This is a genomic window from Streptomyces sp. EDA2-14 (genome assembly GCF_054963755.1).
Genome location: NZ_JBUEGE010000019.1, coordinates 154,853 through 170,012, shown reverse-complemented (window position 1 = coordinate 170,012; position 15,160 = coordinate 154,853). Strand labels below are relative to the sequence as shown.

The 15,160-nt window shown below is 71.7% G+C and carries 8 protein-coding genes; 3 read left to right on the top strand and 5 right to left on the bottom strand.

Annotated features, from left to right (window positions below; translation table 11 throughout):
- The first annotated feature begins 134 nt into the window (after positions 1-134).
- On the top strand, positions 135-389 hold the full coding sequence (locus ACY34M_RS33580; RefSeq protein ID WP_462722038.1) for a mycoredoxin: 255 nt from the start codon (positions 135-137) through the stop codon (positions 387-389).
- A gap of 152 nt (positions 390-541) precedes the next feature.
- Here ACY34M_RS33580 and nudC read toward each other — a convergent pair whose 3' ends face one another.
- The 5 genes from nudC to ACY34M_RS33555 all read right to left on the bottom strand — a co-directional run bounded on the left by nudC (position 542) and on the right by ACY34M_RS33555 (position 10,571).
- The gene (nudC, locus tag ACY34M_RS33575) at positions 542-1,501 is read right to left on the bottom strand and encodes an NAD(+) diphosphatase (RefSeq protein ID WP_462722039.1); all 960 of its coding nucleotides are present in this window, start codon (positions 1,499-1,501) and stop codon (positions 542-544) included.
- 73 nt (positions 1,502-1,574) lie between these two features.
- Positions 1,575-2,987 carry a dipeptidase gene (locus ACY34M_RS33570; RefSeq protein ID WP_462722040.1) on the bottom strand — a complete coding sequence of 471 codons (1,413 nt, stop codon included), beginning with the start codon at positions 2,985-2,987 and terminating at the stop codon, positions 1,575-1,577.
- 10 nt (positions 2,988-2,997) lie between these two features.
- Positions 2,998-6,573, bottom strand: coding sequence for an ATP-dependent DNA helicase (locus tag ACY34M_RS33565; protein WP_462722041.1), 3,576 nt, complete (start codon positions 6,571-6,573; stop codon positions 2,998-3,000).
- A 63-nt stretch (positions 6,574-6,636) separates the two neighbouring features.
- The gene (locus ACY34M_RS33560; protein WP_462722042.1) at positions 6,637-9,918 is read right to left on the bottom strand and encodes an ATP-dependent helicase; all 3,282 of its coding nucleotides are present in this window, start codon (positions 9,916-9,918) and stop codon (positions 6,637-6,639) included.
- 278 nt (positions 9,919-10,196) lie between these two features.
- On the bottom strand, positions 10,197-10,571 hold the full coding sequence (locus ACY34M_RS33555; protein WP_462722043.1) for an MGMT family protein: 375 nt from the start codon (positions 10,569-10,571) through the stop codon (positions 10,197-10,199).
- A 155-nt stretch (positions 10,572-10,726) separates the two neighbouring features.
- Here ACY34M_RS33555 and ACY34M_RS33550 point away from each other — a divergent pair, with 155 nt between their 5' ends.
- Together ACY34M_RS33550 and ACY34M_RS33545 are read left to right on the top strand one after the other, a co-directional pair.
- Positions 10,727-13,495 (top strand): lysylphosphatidylglycerol synthase domain-containing protein, encoded by a 2,769-nt coding sequence (locus ACY34M_RS33550; protein ID WP_462722044.1) that lies wholly within the window; start codon positions 10,727-10,729, stop codon positions 13,493-13,495.
- Between the two features lie 89 nt (positions 13,496-13,584).
- On the top strand, positions 13,585-15,129 hold the full coding sequence (locus ACY34M_RS33545) for an alpha/beta hydrolase (protein ID WP_462722045.1): 1,545 nt from the start codon (positions 13,585-13,587) through the stop codon (positions 15,127-15,129).
- Positions 15,130-15,160 lie beyond the last annotated feature (31 nt).

The following is a 15,160-nucleotide window of genomic DNA, read 5'->3' as shown; positions in this document are numbered from 1 at the left end:
GGATGCGTCGCGCTGTCCACAGGCGCCGGGCATTAGTCGTACCAATGCGCTCGACGTGCGGGAATGGCCGCCGGGTCGCGTACGTTCGACTCATTGCGAACACGCACCCCCAGCCACCGAAGGAGCGCGAGGACATGCCGGGCACTGTGACGATGTACAGCACCACTTGGTGCGGCTACTGCCAGCGGTTGAAGAAGCAGATGGACCGTGAGGGCATCGGGTACACCGAGGTCAACATCGAGCACGACCCTGAGTCCGCGGCCTTCGTGGAGAAGGCGAACGGCGGGAACCAGACGGTCCCCACGCTTCTCGTGGTGTCCGACAGCGGCGCCGAGTCGGTCATGACGAACCCGTCGCTGGCGCAGGTGAAGCAGGCCATGGCCGCCTGAGTCGCCCGGCCCCCAGTGAATGGCCCCCGCCCGCCCACGGGTACGGGGGCTTTCCGCTGTCTACGACTCGGCATCGACAGCCGGTCATGGCCTCGCCCTCTTCAGGGCTTCCGGGACCGCCCTCCCCCGAGATCGGCGGGCCCGCAGCTCACTCAGAGCGCGTCGCTGGGCTTCGGCAGGGGCTTGCCGTACCAGAGCTCGATCAGCCGGGCCGCGATCGAGATGCCGTAGGGCGGCATGACCTCACCCGATTCGAAGCCGGCCCGCAGGTCCTCGCGGGAGAACCAGCGCGCCTCATGGATCTCGTCACCGTCCACGTTGATCTCGAAGGACGTGGCGTGTGCCATGAAGCCGAGCATCAGGCTGGACGGGAACGGCCAGGGCTGGCTGGCGACGTACTCGACGTCACCGACGACGACGCCCGCCTCCTCGAAGACCTCGCGCCGCACCGACTGCTCGATGGACTCGCCGGGCTCGACGAAACCGGCGAGCGTCGAGAAGCGGCCCTCGGGCCAGTGCACCTGGCGGCCGAGCAGGATGCGGTCCTGCTCGTCCGTCACGGCCATGATCACGGCCGGGTCGGTGCGCGGGTAGTGCTCGGCCCCGCAGGCCGGGCAGCGGCGGATGTGGCCCGCGGCGGCGATGACGGTGCGTTCGCCGCAGCGGGAGCAGAAACGGTGCAGCCGCTGCCAGTTCTCCAGGGCGACGGCGTGCACCATGAGGCCGGCGTCCCGCTGCGAGAGGAGCATCCCCGCCTCACGCAGCCCGGCCGGGCGCGCGGACTGGTCCATGCGCCCCGGAAGCGTGTCCTTCTGGAGCGCGAAGTAGCTCACGCCGTCCTCGTCGGTGCCCAGGAAGTAGCGGTGGGCCTCGGTGAGGGGCGCTTCGAAGGCCGGGGTCATGACCAGTTCCGTCGTGCCGTCCGACGTCTCGTCGATGAGCGCCTGGCCACCGGAGACCACGAAGACGCGGGTCGTGGGGTGGCTCCACGCGGCGGCGAGCCAGGCCTCGTCGAGGCGGTGGTGTGCGGCGCGGTCGATTCCGCTCGGCGCGGAGAGCGAGAGCGGTCGCCCTGCGGCGAGGTCGGCGGTTCGGTCGGTCCAGGTGGTCACGAGTGCTTCCAACTCCCCCGGTGGAATGGGTGGTTCGGCGGGCGGTTCGGCGGGCGGGTGCGGGGTGCCTCAATCAGTGTGCATCTGCCCAGCTCTCCGCGAGATCGCCCCACAGGTAGGCGGTTGTTTCGACACCCTTCATGAGGAGGTCGAGTTCGACCTTCTCGTTGGGGGCGTGCCAGCCGTCGGACGGCACGGAGATGCCCAGGAAGAGCACCGGGGCGTTCAGAACGTCCTGGAGGTCGGCGGCGGGACCAGAGCCGCCCTCGCGCGTGAAGCGGATCTTCTGCTCGAAGGCCTGTCCCATGGCGCGTGCGACGGACTGCAGTGCCGGGTGGTCGAGCGGCGTGAGGCAGGGGCGGGTGGCGGCCCCGAAGGTGATCGTGTGGCGGATGCCCGCGGGCATCTGCTCGGCGACCCAGGCGGTGACGGCCTTCTCGATGTAGTCCGGGTCCTGCCCGGCGACCAGGCGGAAGGAGAGCTTGAGCATCGCGGAGGCCGGCACGATCGTCTTGCCGCCGGGGCCCTGGTAGCCGCCGCCGATCCCATTGACCTCGGCGGTGGGGCGGGCCCAGATGCGCTCCAGGGTGGTGTGCCCGGCCTCTCCGTGGGTGGCGTGGGACTTCGCCGTGCGCAGCCACTGCTCCTCGTCGAACGGCAGCTCGGCGAAGAGCTCGCGCTCCCGGTCGGTCAGCTCGACGATGCCGTCGTAGAAGCCGGGGACGGCCACGCGCGCGTGCTCGTCGTGCAGCCCTGCCACAAGGCGGGCGGCCGCGGTCGCCGGGTTCGGGACGGCGCCGCCGAAGGAGCCGGAGTGGATGTCCTGGTCGGGCCCGTGCAGCTCGATCTCGCAGTCGGCGACACCGCGCATGCCGGTGCACACCGTGGGAGTGTCCTCGGACCACATGCCGGTGTCGGAGACGATCACCGCGTCCGCGGCCAAGCGCTCCGCGCGCTCCTCCACGAGGGCGCGGAAGTGTGGCGAACCCGACTCTTCCTCACCCTCGATGAGGAACTTGAGGTTGACCGCGGGTGCGGTGCGGCCGGTCGCGGCCAGGTGGGCGCGCACGCCGAGGGTGTGGAAGAACACCTGCCCCTTGTCGTCCGCCGCCCCGCGCGCGTGCAGGCGCTTTCCGACGACGACCGGCTCGAAGGGGTCGGTGTCCCAGCCGTCCTCGCGGGCGGCGGGCTGCACGTCGTGGTGCCCGTAGACGAGGACCGTGGGGGCCTCGGGGTCGCCCGAGGGCCACTCGGCGAACACGGCCGGGGCGCCGGGCGTCTCCCACACCTCCGTGGTCGGGAAGCCGGTCTCGGCGAGTTTCGCGGCCAGCCAGTCGGCGCTGCGGCGCACGTCCGGTGCGTGGGCGGGCTGGGCGGACACGGACGGGATCCGCAGCCACGCGGCCAGGTCGTCGAGGAACGCCTCTCGGTGGTTCTCGACATACGCACGGACGGTGCTGACGGCATTGTCAACGGGCTTGCTCATGGTCACGAGCCTATCCGCCCGCCCGAACGTGCTCGTCCGGCGGTTCCTCAGCGGACTCCGCAGGCTCCCGCGAGCCCTCCAGCAGGAGCCGCTCCAGCTCCTCGCGGCCGGGCAGCCGACGCGGCCGGACCGTCTCCCCGCTGCGTACGTACAGGAAGGCGGCGCTCACCGCTTCCAGGGGCACGCCCTGCAGTTCGGCCCAGGCCAGCCGGTAGACGGCGAGCTGGAGGGGGTCGGCGGACTTCCGGTGGGCCGTCTTCCAGTCCAGGATCTCGTACCGCGCCCCGTCGCCCTCGCCCTCCTTGTAGACGGCGTCGATACGGCCGCGGACGACGCGGCCCGCGATGGCCAGCTGGAAGGGCAGCTCGACCCGGTAGGGAGTGCGGTGGGCGTACGGGGTGCGCTCGAAGGCCTCCTTGAGCGCCTCCAGGTCGCGCTCGTCCGCGATCTCGGCATCGCTGCCGGGCAGCTCCTCGGGGTCGAGCATGGGCAGCCGCAGCTCTTCGAAGCGCGACTCGACCCAGGCGTGGAACCGGGTGCCCCTGCGGGCCGCCGGCTGCGGCGGCTGGGGCATGGGCCGGGCGAGCTCCCGGGCGAAGGCGTCCGGGTCGGCGGCCATCCGCAGCACCTGGGACGCGGTGAGCGTGTGCGGGACGGGGACGTCGCGCACGGCGGCGCGGGCACGCAGCAGCTCGCCGCTCAGCGCCTCGAGGTCGCGGTCCCAGGAGGCGATGGTGCGCGCCTCCTCCGGGGTCAGCTCCGACTCCGGGGCGTGGGCGGGGTGCGGCACGACCGGGGTCGCCCGCTCGGGCTCGGCCACGCGCGCGTCGTCACCGGCCGGGGACGCGTCGTCCTCGTAGGGATCGTGATGGCCCTCGTAAGGGTCGCGGTCGTCCTCGTACGGGTCGTGCTCGCCTTCGTAGAGGTCGTGGTCGCCCTCGTCCGGGGCGTGGCCGTCCTCGTACGGGTCGTACGGGGGTTCGTCGTCCTCGGGCGGCGGTGGCCAGTCGGGGTCCTCGAAGGGCGGCTCGTCGAGGGCGGCGGGGTGCGTCTGCGTGTGGGCGTGCGCGGCTTCGGGCCCCGCGGCGCGCTCCAGGTGGGCGAGGACCGTGTGCGCGGCGGCCCTGCGGCGAGCCCGCGACCCCTCGTCCAGCGGCAGCGGCCAGGCGTGCTCGACCGACTCCTCCTGGAGGGCCGGGTTCTCTTCGTCCTCCGCCGGTTCGTCCGCCCACGCCTCGATCTCGCCGTACCCGGCCACGCAGTGCTCGTACAGCGCCTGGAGGAAGTCCGACGGGCCGCGCCTGCGCTTCTGGGACGGCCCCCACCAGTGCCCGGAGCCGAGCAGCAGGGATCGCGGGCGGGTGAACGTCACGTAGCCGAGACGCAGTTCCTCCGTGTGCTGGTGGTCCTTCATGTCGGCGTGGAAGGCCTTCATGCCCTTGGAGTCCCACGTCTCGATGTCGGGCAGCGTGGCGCCGTCACCGCGCAGTTCATGGGGCAGGACCTTGGCCTGCGCCGTCCACTTCTCGCGGCCCTGTGTGCTCGGGAACGTGCCGTTGACGAGGCCGGGGACCGCGACGACGTCCCATTCGAGGCCCTTGGACTTGTGGGCGGTGAGCACCTTCACGGTGTTCTCGCCGCCGGGCAGCGCGTTGTCGAGGCCCTTCTCGTACTGCGCCGCGGTGCGCAGGAATCCGAGGAAGGCGAGCAGTGTCGCGGAGCCGTCGTTGGCCGCGAACGACGCGGCGATGTCCAGGAAGTTGGACAGCGTCTCGCGCCGCCGGGCCGCCAACGCGTGGGGGGAGGCGGAGAGTTCGACCTCCAGGCCGGTGACCGCCAGAACACGGTGCAGCACGTCCATGAGGGGGTCGGACAACGAGCGGCGCAGCTCGCGCAGTTCGGTGGCGAGCCGGGCGAAGCGCACGCGCGCGTCCGGTGAGAACGGCAGCCCGTCGTCGTCCTCCTCACCCCCGGTCGAGGTCTCCAGGAACGTGTCGAGCGCGTCCGCCAGCGATATCACCTCGGACGGGTCGACCCCCTCGACGGCCTCGGCCAGGCGCCGGTCCGGGTCTTCGTCCCCGCCCCCGCGCGCGTGGGAGACCAGGAAGCGTGCCCTGCGCCCGAGGAGGGCGAGGTCGCGGGGGCCGATGCGCCAGCGCGGGCCGGTCAGCAGGCGGACGAGCGAGGCGTTGGCACCGGGGTCCTGGAGGACCTCGCACATGGCGACCAGGTCGGCGACCTCCGGGAGGTGCAACAGGCCGGAGAGGCCGACCACTTCGACGGGGATGTCGCGGGCGACGAGGGCGCCCTGGATCTCGGCGAAGTCGGTCGCGGTACGGCACAGCACGGCGATCTCGCCGGGCGCGGTGCCCGTACCGACGAGGTGGCCGATGGAGTCGGCGAGCCAGTCGATCTCCTCGCTGTGGGTGCGCAGGAGGGCGCAGCGCACGCCGCCGTCCTCCTCGGCTCCGGGGGCGGGGCGCAGGGCCTCCACGCCCGCGTGCCTGGCCCGGAGGGGCTCGGCGAGTCCATTGGCGAGGTCGAGCAGGCGGCCGCCGCTGCGCCTGTTCTCGCTGAGCGCGAAGCGGGTGGCCGGGCGCCCGTCCGCGTACGCGAAGTGGCGCGGGAAGTCGTCGAGGTTGGCGACGGAGGCGCCGCGCCATCCGTAGATCGCCTGGCAGGGGTCGCCGACCGCGGTCACGGCGTGGCCCGTGCCGGCGCCGAAAAGGCCCGCGAGCAGGATCCGCTGGGCCACGGAGGTGTCCTGGTACTCGTCGAGCAGGACCACTCGGAACTCGTCGCGCAGGATCTCGCCGACCTCGGGCCGGGTGTCGGCCAGCGTCGCCGACAGGGCGATCTGGTCGCCGAAGTCGAGGAGGTCCCGCGTGCGCTTGGCCTCCCTGTAGTGCCCCACGAGCTCGGCCAGCTCCAGGCGCGCGGCGGCCGCCTCGGGGACCTTGCGCAGGTCGGCGTTGCTGAGCTTGACGCCTTCGAGGGCGCGCAGCAGCTCATGGTCGTGGGCGCGCAGCTTGCCGGGCTGTACGAGGTGTTCCGCCAGCTCGCCGTCCAGCGTGAGCAGGTCGCTGACCAGGTCGGCGAAGGAGCGCGTGAGCGCGGGGTACGGGCCGGGCGCTTCGCGCAGCACGCGCGCGGCGAGCTGGAAGCGGGTGGCGTCGGCGAGCAGCCGCGTCGTGGGTTCGAGCCCGATGCGCAGGCCGTGGTCGGTCAGCAGTCGGCCCGCGAAGGCGTGGTACGTGGAGATCACGGGCTCGCCCGGAGGATTGTCCGGGTCGATCGTGTCGGGGTCGGTGACGCCTGCCTTGATCAGGGCCTTGCGGACGCGCTCGGCCAGCTCTCCGGCCGCCTTGTTGGTGAAGGTGAGGCCCAGAACCTGCTCGGGGGCGACCTGTCCTGTGCCGACCAGCCAGACGACGCGCGCGGCCATCACCGTCGTCTTGCCGGAGCCCGCTCCGGCCACGATCACCTGCGGGGCGGGCGGCGCGGTGATGCAGGCCGTCTGCTCCGGGGTGAACGGGATGCCGAGCAGCTCTTTGAGCTGCTCGGGGTCGGTGAGGCGCGTGGTCACCTCATCGAGGCTAACCGGCACCACTGACAGCGCCGTGCTGTTCCGGCTCAGTGGAGGCACACGTCACTCGACGACGTGTTTGCCCTCCGGACGCGCGCTGCACGAGGCCCGGAAGGCGCAGTGCGTGCAGTGCTGTCCTGCGGTCGGCACGAAGCGCTCGTCGAGGACCTTGCCGGCCGCCGTGGCGAGGAGATCGCCGATCCACTCCCCTTCGAGGGGCTCCTGGGCCTGCACCTTCGGCAGGGCCTCGCCGCCGTCCTTCTTGGCGGCGCCCTGCCGCAGCTGCACCAGTTCGGCTCCTCCGGGGTGGGGCCGGACGCCGTCGAAGACCTCGTCGACCACGCCCTCGTGCACAGCGAGCTGGTACACGGCGAGCTGTGGGTGCCGGGCGACGTCCGCAGCGGTGGGCACCTGCTTGCCGGTCTTGAAGTCGACCACGTAGGCACGGCCGTCGGCGTCCCGCTCCACACGGTCCATGGAGCCGCGGATGCGCACTTCGTAGGAGCCCGCATCGAGCGTCACGTCGAAGTCGTGCTCGCTGGCGACGGCGGTGCGGCCCGCGCGGTCCATGACGTGCCACTGGAGGAAGCGCTCCAGTGCGGCGCGGGCGTTCTCCTTCTCCTGGGCCGACTTCCAGGGCGCGTCGAAGGCGAGGGAGTCCCACACCGAGTCCAGGCGCTCCATGAGAACGGCGAGGTCGGCGGGGGTCCGCCCGGAGGCGACCTCGTCGGCCAGGACGTGCACGACGTTGCCGAAGCCCTGGGCCGCTGTGGCGGGGGCGTCCGCCTTGACCTCGCGGCCGAGGAACCACTGCAGGGCGCAGGTGTTGGCCAGTTGGTCGAGGGCGCTCCCGGAGAGGACGACGGGCTTGTCGCGGTCGCGCAGCGGGACCTTGCTCTCGGTCGGCTCGTACATGCCCCACCAGCGGTACGGGTGGGCGGCCGGAACGAGCGGTCTGCCGTCGTCGTCGCTGAGCGCGGCGAGCCGGGCGAGGCGGCGCGCGGCGGCCTCGCGCAGTCCTTCGGAGACGCGCGGGTCGACCGTCGTGGCCCGCAGTTCGGCGACGAGCGCGGCCACCGCGAGGGGGCGGCGCGGGCGCCCGCTGACGTCCTTGGGTTCCACGCCCAGCTCGGTCAGGAACCGGGACGGCTGGTCGCCGTCGTCCGCGGGCGCCTTCACCGCGGTGACGACGAGCCGCTCCTTCGCGCGCGTGGCGGCGACGTAGAACAGGCGTCGTTCCTCTGTGAGCAGCGCGCCGGGGGTGAGGGGTTCGGCGAGACCGTCGCGGCCGATGCGGTCGGCCTCCAGGAGGGAGCCGCGACGCCGCAGGTCGGGCCACAGGCCTTCCTGGACGCCCGCGACGACGACGAGCCGCCACTCCAGGCCCTTGGAGCGGTGCGCGGTCATCAGGCGGACGGCGTCGGGGCGCACGGCTCGTCCAGCGAGGGTGTCGGCCGCGATGTCCTGGGCCTCCAGCTCCTCCAGGAAGTTGCGGGCGCCGCGGCCTCCGGTGCGCTCCTCCGCGCGCGAGGCGACGGCGAACAGGGCACAGACGGCGTCCAGGTCACGGTCCGCGTTGCGTCCGGCGGCGCCGCCCCTGCGGGCCGCGCGCTCGAGTCGGCCCGGCCACGGGGTGCCGTTCCACAGCTCCCAGAGGGCTTCCTCCGCGGTGCCGCCGTCGGTGAGCTTCTGGCGGGCGGTCGCGAGAAGCGCGCCGAGACGCTGCGCGCCGCGGGCGTACGCCGGATCGTGCAGCGCGAGCCGTTCGGGCTCTGCGAGCGCGCGGGCCAGCAGGTCGTCCGAGGGCGGCGGAAGCGCGTTCCCCGACGCGCGCTCCTCCTCGCGCAGGGCGCGCCCCAGGCGGCGCAGATCGGCGGTGTCCATCCCGGCGAGCGGCGAGGCCAGCAGGTCGAGAGCCGTCTCGGTGTCGAGCCAGCACTCGTCCTCCTCGACGTCGGCGCGGGCCACCGCCTTGAGGGCCGTCAGCAGCGGTGTGACCGCCGGTTCGTGGCGCAGCGGCAGGTCGTCGCCGTCGATGTCGAGGGGGACGCCGGCCGCCGTGAGCGCGCGCCGCGCCGCCGGAATGCTGTGCCCGCCGGCGCGCACCAGGACGGCCATGTCGCTCCACGGGATGCCGTCCTCCAAGTGGGCACGCCGCAGGATGTCCGCGATGTTGTCCAGCTCCGTACCGGACGTCGGATACGTGTAGACCTCGGCCCTGCCTCCGTCGCGCACGGGCGACAGCTCACGGTGGGCGCGCACCTTGTGGGCGGGCAGTCGGGTCAGCGGCATCCGCTGGGTGATGCGGCGCGTCGCTTCCAGGAGGTGGGCGCCGGAGCGCCGGGACGTAGTGAGCACTTCGACCGGGGCGGGGGCGCCGTCGGCCCGCGGGAAGTGGTCGGGGAAGTCCAGGATGCCGTTCACGTCCGCACCCCGGAACGCGTAGATCGACTGGTCCGGGTCGCCGAAGGCGACGAGGGTGCGGCCCCCGCCCACGAGTGCGTGCAGCAGCCGCACCTGGGCGGGGTCGGTGTCCTGGTACTCGTCGACGAAGACGGCGTCGTACTGCGTCGCGAGCCGGTCCGCGACCTCCGTGCGGCGCGCGAGGAGCACGGCGCGATGCACCAGTTCCGCGTAGTCGAGCACGCCCTGTGCGTCGAGTACGTCCAGATACTCGGCGAGGAAGGTGGCGGCCGCCCGCCAGTCCGGACGGCCGATGCGGCGCGCGAAGGCGTCCAGGGCGGCGGGCCCGAGGCCCAGCTCGCGGCTGCGGGCGAGGACCGCACGCACCTCGTCGGCGAAGCCCCGTGTGGTGAGGCAGGCGCGCAGCTCGTCGGGCCAGCGCACATGCGCGAGCCCGGCCTGTTCCAGGTCGATCTGCCCCGCGAGCAGTTCCCGTACGGCGACGTCCTGCTCGGGTCCGGACAGCAGCCGCAACGGCTCCACGAAGAGTTCCGCGTCCTGGTGGGCGCGGACCAGGGCGTAGCAGAACGAGTGGAACGTCGTCGCCTGCGGGGCGTGCGCGGCCCCGATGCGCAGCGCCATCCGGTCGCGCAGTTCGACCGCTGCCTTCCGGCTGAAGGTGAGGACCAGGATGCGCTCGGGAGCGGTTCCCCTGGCGATGCGCGCCGAGACGGCCTCCACAAGGGTCGTGGACTTGCCCGTCCCCGGACCGGCCAGGACGAGGAGCGGACCGTGGGCATGGTCAACCACCGCACGCTGATGTGCGTCCAGACGAGGGGGGTCCACCGGAGCCGGCGGGGTACGCACCAGTCGGTACGCACCGGGAAGCCCCTGTCGAACCTGGGGCTGCGACAGGTGCCGGGTGGACGAGGAGGAGCTCACGTGGATCGCTGGTCCTGGTGGGTGTGCTGGTGGTCGAAGGGCCGTCCGCGCGAAGCGGTGGCCATGCGGTGAAGGAGGTGTCTGCCATCGACGGTGCCGTCGACGCTACGCCGTCGAGTGTGACGGAAGCCGGGCTTCCGACGCCTCTCCCGCGTGCCTCCGGGCACGGATGTGCCCCGTCTCACCAACGGGCACGGGGCTGTCGAAGTGCCCCGCACGCCCCGTTTCCCCCATACGGGCCACCGGCACCCCACCCGCGCGCGGGATGGCCGAAGCTGTCAAGTGTGAGCTTCCGTACCCTCCCGGCCGTCCCACCGCGCGCGCCTCATGTCGAGGCGCGGCAGGTGTCCTTCGGCCGCGCGGGAAGCCTCACGCAGCGGCGTGCCCTCCTCCCTGTAGTGGTCGAGCGCACGCAGTTCGTTCCCCGGCAGGAGCTGCCCGTCGGCACGCACCACACGCCACCACGGAACCGCGCCTCCGTAGAGAGCCATCACCCGGCCCACCTGGCGTGGCCCGCCGTCACCCAGCCATTCGGCCACGTCCCCGTACGTCATGACCCGCCCGCGCGGGATCAGTTCCGCGACGTCGAGGACCCGCTCCGCGTACTCGGGAAGCTCTCCCGCCGGTTCGCTCTCCTTGCTCATCCGGCCCATCCTGCCGCACGGCACCGACAGCACGGGGGCGCGCAGAGGAGGCGGCCCGGGAGGCCGTACACGAAGAAGCCTGCCGAGGACTCCCCACTCCTCGAATGCACCCTGATGCCCCCCTATGACGGTGCGGCATGCCACCATCGTGCGGGCGGTGACTGGTGATACGAGATCAAGAAGAGACAACGGAGCAGCAGAGCGTGCACCCCGACAAGGCGGAGGGCACCTCTGTGGCACCGGCGCGCCCTGACGACGCGGCCGATCAGGCCGCCGAAACGAAGCACGAGCAGCCCTTGCACGACCCCGACTGTGCCGAGGGGGACGCGCACACGGAGCGGGTCGACGGCGACGAACCGCTGCTCCCCGCGCGCGTGCACCGCCCCTCGGACCTCATGCGCCTCCTCGTCGGCCTGCTCGCCGTCGTCGTCCTGCTGGCCATCGCCGCGTTCGCGCACGGCACGACCTCGGGCTTCGCCCAGGACATCGACAAGGGCACCGGCCAGGCGCCGGACCTGCTGACCAAGTTCGCGGGTCTCGCGTCGAGCATCGCCATCCTGCTGGTGCCGGTCGCGTTCGCCATCGAGCGGCTCATCAAACGCGACGGCCTGCGGATCGCCGACGGAGTGCTCGCCGCCGTCCTCGCGCACGGGGTGACCCTGGCGACCGACCTCTGGGTCGCCCAGGCCGCCCCGCGGTCCATCAAGGAAGCGCTCACCACGGTGTCGCCCAGCGATATCCACGCGCTGACCGACCCGGTGCACGGCTACTTGGCGCCCGTCATCGCCTATATGACGGCGGTCGGGATGTCGCGGCGACCACGATGGCGCGTCGTGCTGTGGGTCGTGCTGCTGCTCGACGCCTTCGCGATGCTCGTCACCGGCTACACGACACCGTTCTCGATCATCCTTACGGTCCTCATCGGCTGGACCGTCGCCTACGGAACGCTGTACGCCGTCGGTTCCCCGAACGTGCGCCCCACAGGGCAGACGCTCCTCGCCGGCCTGCGCCACGTCGGCTTCCACCCCGTCAACGCCTCCCGTGAGGAAGCCCAGGAGGGCACCACGGAGAACGGCGACCGGGGGCGGCGCTACTTCGTCACCCTGGAGGACGGCCCGCCGCTCGACGTCACCGTGGTCGACCGGGAGCAGCAGGCACAGGGCTTCTTCTACCGCGTGTGGCGCCGCCTGACGCTGCGCGGCATCACGCAGCGCCGCAGCCTCCAGTCACTGCGCCAGGCCCTGGAGCAGGAGGCACTGCTCGCCTACGCGGCGATCGCCGCGGGGGCGAACGCACCCAAGCTGATCGCGACCTCCGAGCTCGGCCCGGATGCCGTCATGCTCGTCTACGAGCACGTCGGTGGCCGGTCCCTGGACTCGCTGCCGGACGAGGAGATCACCGACGAGCTGATGCGGGACACCTGGCATCAGGTACAGGCGCTCCAGTCGCGGCGCATCGCGCACCGCAGGCTGGCCGGTGACGCGATTCTGGTGGATCGTTCCGGCACGGTGGTCCTCACGGATCTGCGCGGCGGCGAGATCGCCGCGGGCGACCTGGTGCTCCGCATGGACATCGCCCAGCTGCTCACGACACTCGGCCTGCGGGCGGGCGCCGAGCGCGCCGTCGCGGCCGCCGTGGCGGTCCTCGGCCCGGACACCGTCGCCGACTGTCTGCCGCTGCTGCAGCCGATCGCGCTCACCCGCTCCACCAGAGCGACGCTGCGCAGGCTCGGACGTGAGCGTGCCCAGCGCGAGCGCGAGGCCGTCCTGGAGGCGTCCAGCAAGGCCAAGCAGGCCCGCATCGAGGAGGCCGCCACCACCGACACCGGCAAGGTGTCCGTACGCGCCGAGAAGAAGTCCGAGAAGGCGGAGCGGCAGGCCGAGAAGCGAGCGCTCGACGAGGCCCTTGAGGAGGCTCGCGAGGAGGATCTGCTGACCCAGATCCGCCACCAGGTGCTGCGCATCCGGCCACAGGCGCCCGTCGAACCGGCCCGCCTGGAGCGCATCAGGCCGCGCACGTTGATCAGCTTCATCGCCGGAGCGATCGGCGCGTACTTCCTGCTGTCGCAGCTGACCCACATCGACTTCGGGTCGATCGTCGGCGAGGCCGAGTGGGGCTGGGTCGGCCTCGCGGTGCTGTTCTCCGCGCTCAGCTACGTGGCCGCGGCGATGAGCCTGCTCGGCTTCGTACCGGAACGGGTCCCCTTCATGCGGACCGTCGCGGCCCAGGTCGCCGGGTCCTTCGTGAAGATCGTGGCGCCGGCGGCGGTCGGTGGCGTGGCGCTCAACACGCGCTTCCTCCAGCGTGCGGGGGTGCGGCCGGGGCTCGCCGTGGCGAGTGTGGGCGCCTCGCAGCTGTTCGGCATGGGCAGCCACATCCTGCTGCTGCTGACCTTCGGTTATCTGACGGGTACGGAGAAGACGCCCTCCCTGTCGCCGTCCCGCACAGTCATCGCGGGCCTGCTGACCGTCGCTGTGCTCGTCCTTGTAGTGACGTCGATTCCGTTCCTGCGCAAATTCGTCGTCACGCGCGTGCGCTCGCTCTTCGCCGGTGTCGTACCGCGCATGCTCGACGTACTGCAGCGGCCGCGGAAGCTGATCACCGGTATCGGCGGCATGCTGCTGCTGACGGCCTGTTTCGTGATGTGCCTGGATGCCTCGATCCGCGCCTTCGGGGACGAGACCCAGACCACGATCAGCCTGGCCAGCGTCGCGGTCGTCTTCCTCGCGGGCAACGCGCTCGGCTCGGCCGCTCCGACACCGGGCGGCGTGGGTGCCGTCGAGGCGACCCTGACGGTGGGTCTGATCGCGGTCGGACTGCCCAAGGAGGTGGCGGCGCCCGCGGTGCTGCTCTACCGGCTGCTCACCCTGTGGCTCCCCGTCCTCCCCGGATGGTTGTTCTTCAACCACCTGACGAGAAAGGGCGCCCTCTAGGCGACTTGGGCCTCCCCCAGGAGGCACGGACCTCACTCGCACAGCCCGCAGCCCGAGCGCCCCGCACCCCGCCGCCGCAGGATGGACGCATGCCCAATCCGTCCTGGTCCCGCACCGCTGCCCTGACCGCCGTCACCCTGCTGTCCGTGTCGCTCGCGGCGTGCGGCAACGACTCCGACGACGACGTGGATCTGACGTCCCAGGAGCTGAGCTGGAAGGACTGCCCCGCGCCCGCGGACTCCCAGGGCGGCGGCGACGCTCCTTCGCCGCTCCCCGGCGGCGCCGAGTGGCAGTGCGCCACCATGAAGGCTCCACTCGACTGGGACAAACCCAAGGGCGACACGATCGACCTGGCGTTGATCCGCGCGAAGGCGAGCGGGAGCGAGGACAGGCGCATCGGCTCGCTGATCTTCAACTTCGGCGGCCCCGGCGGCTCCGGCGTCACCACCCTGCCCGCCTTCGGCTCCGAGTACGCGAAACTGCGCACCCGCTACGACCTCGTCAGCTTCGACCCGCGCGGGGTGGGCCGCAGCGCCGGCATCGAGTGCAAGGACGACAAACAGCTCGACGAGTACTTCCAGCAGGACTCGACGCCGGACGACACGGCGGAGCAGAAGAAGCTCGTCGACAACATCAAGACGTTCAACGACACGTGCGAGAAGAACTCCGGCAAGGTCCTCCCCCACGTACGCACCACGGACGCGGCCCGCGACATGGACCTCATGCGCCAGGTGCTCGGCGACAAGAAGCTGTACTACTTCGGCATCTCCTACGGCACCGAACTGGGCGGCGTCTATGCCCACTTGTTCCCCAAGAAGGTGGGCCGTGCCGTGTTCGACGGAGTCGTCGACCCCACTCAGGACCCGGAGGAAGGCGCGCTCGGCCAGGCGAAGGGATTCCAGCTCGCCCTCAACAACTACGCGAAGCACTGCACGTCCCGGGCCGAGGACTGCCCCGTCGGGGACACTCCGCAGGACGTCAAGACCAAGATCGCGAAGCTGCTCGACGAGCTGGAGGAGAAGCCGATTCCGGGCATCTTCCCGCGCGACCTCACCCAGACCGTCGCGACCAACGGCGTCGCGCAGGCCCTGTACTCGCAGGACTTCTGGGAGTACCTGACCGAGGGCCTCGAGCAGGCCTACGACGGTGACGGCAAGACCCTCATGGCGTTGTCCGACTCGATGAACGGGCGCAACGAGGACGGCAAGTACAGCAACATCCAGGCCGCGAACATCGCCATCAACTGCGCCGACGACAAGCCCCGCTACACGACGAAGGACGTCGAGGCGAAGCTGCCGGAGTTCCGAAAGGCGTCCTCGATGTTCGGCGACTACCTGGCCTGGGGCATGCTCAACTGTTCCGGCTGGGCCGTCGACGGGGCCTCCGACCACCCGGACGTCAGCGCGTCCGGCTCCGCCCCGATCGTCGTCGTCGGCAACACCGGCGACCCGGCCACCCCGTACGAGGGCGCGAGGAAGATGGTCGACGCGCTCGGAGACGGCGTGGGCGTCGAGTTGACGTACAAGGGTCAGGGGCACGGGGCCTACGACAGCGGAAACAAGTGCGTGCAAGGCGCCGTGAACACCTACCTCCTCGGCGGAAAGCCCCCGAAGGGGGGAACGGTCTGCAAGTGATCTCGGAGTTGTCCACAGGCCGAGGCGGATG

Bases quoted from the DNA above. Each gene is read 5' to 3' on its own strand.
- ACY34M_RS33580 (WP_462722038.1), top strand. From the start codon at position 135: ATGCCGGGCACTGTGACGATGTACAGCACCACTTGGTGCGGCTACTGC.
- ACY34M_RS33570 (WP_462722040.1), bottom strand. From the start codon at position 2,987: ATGAGCAAGCCCGTTGACAATGCCGTCAGCACCGTCCGTGCGTATGTC.
- ACY34M_RS33555 (WP_462722043.1), bottom strand. From the start codon at position 10,571: ATGGGCCGGATGAGCAAGGAGAGCGAACCGGCGGGAGAGCTTCCCGAG.
- ACY34M_RS33545 (WP_462722045.1), top strand. From the start codon at position 13,585: ATGCCCAATCCGTCCTGGTCCCGCACCGCTGCCCTGACCGCCGTCACC.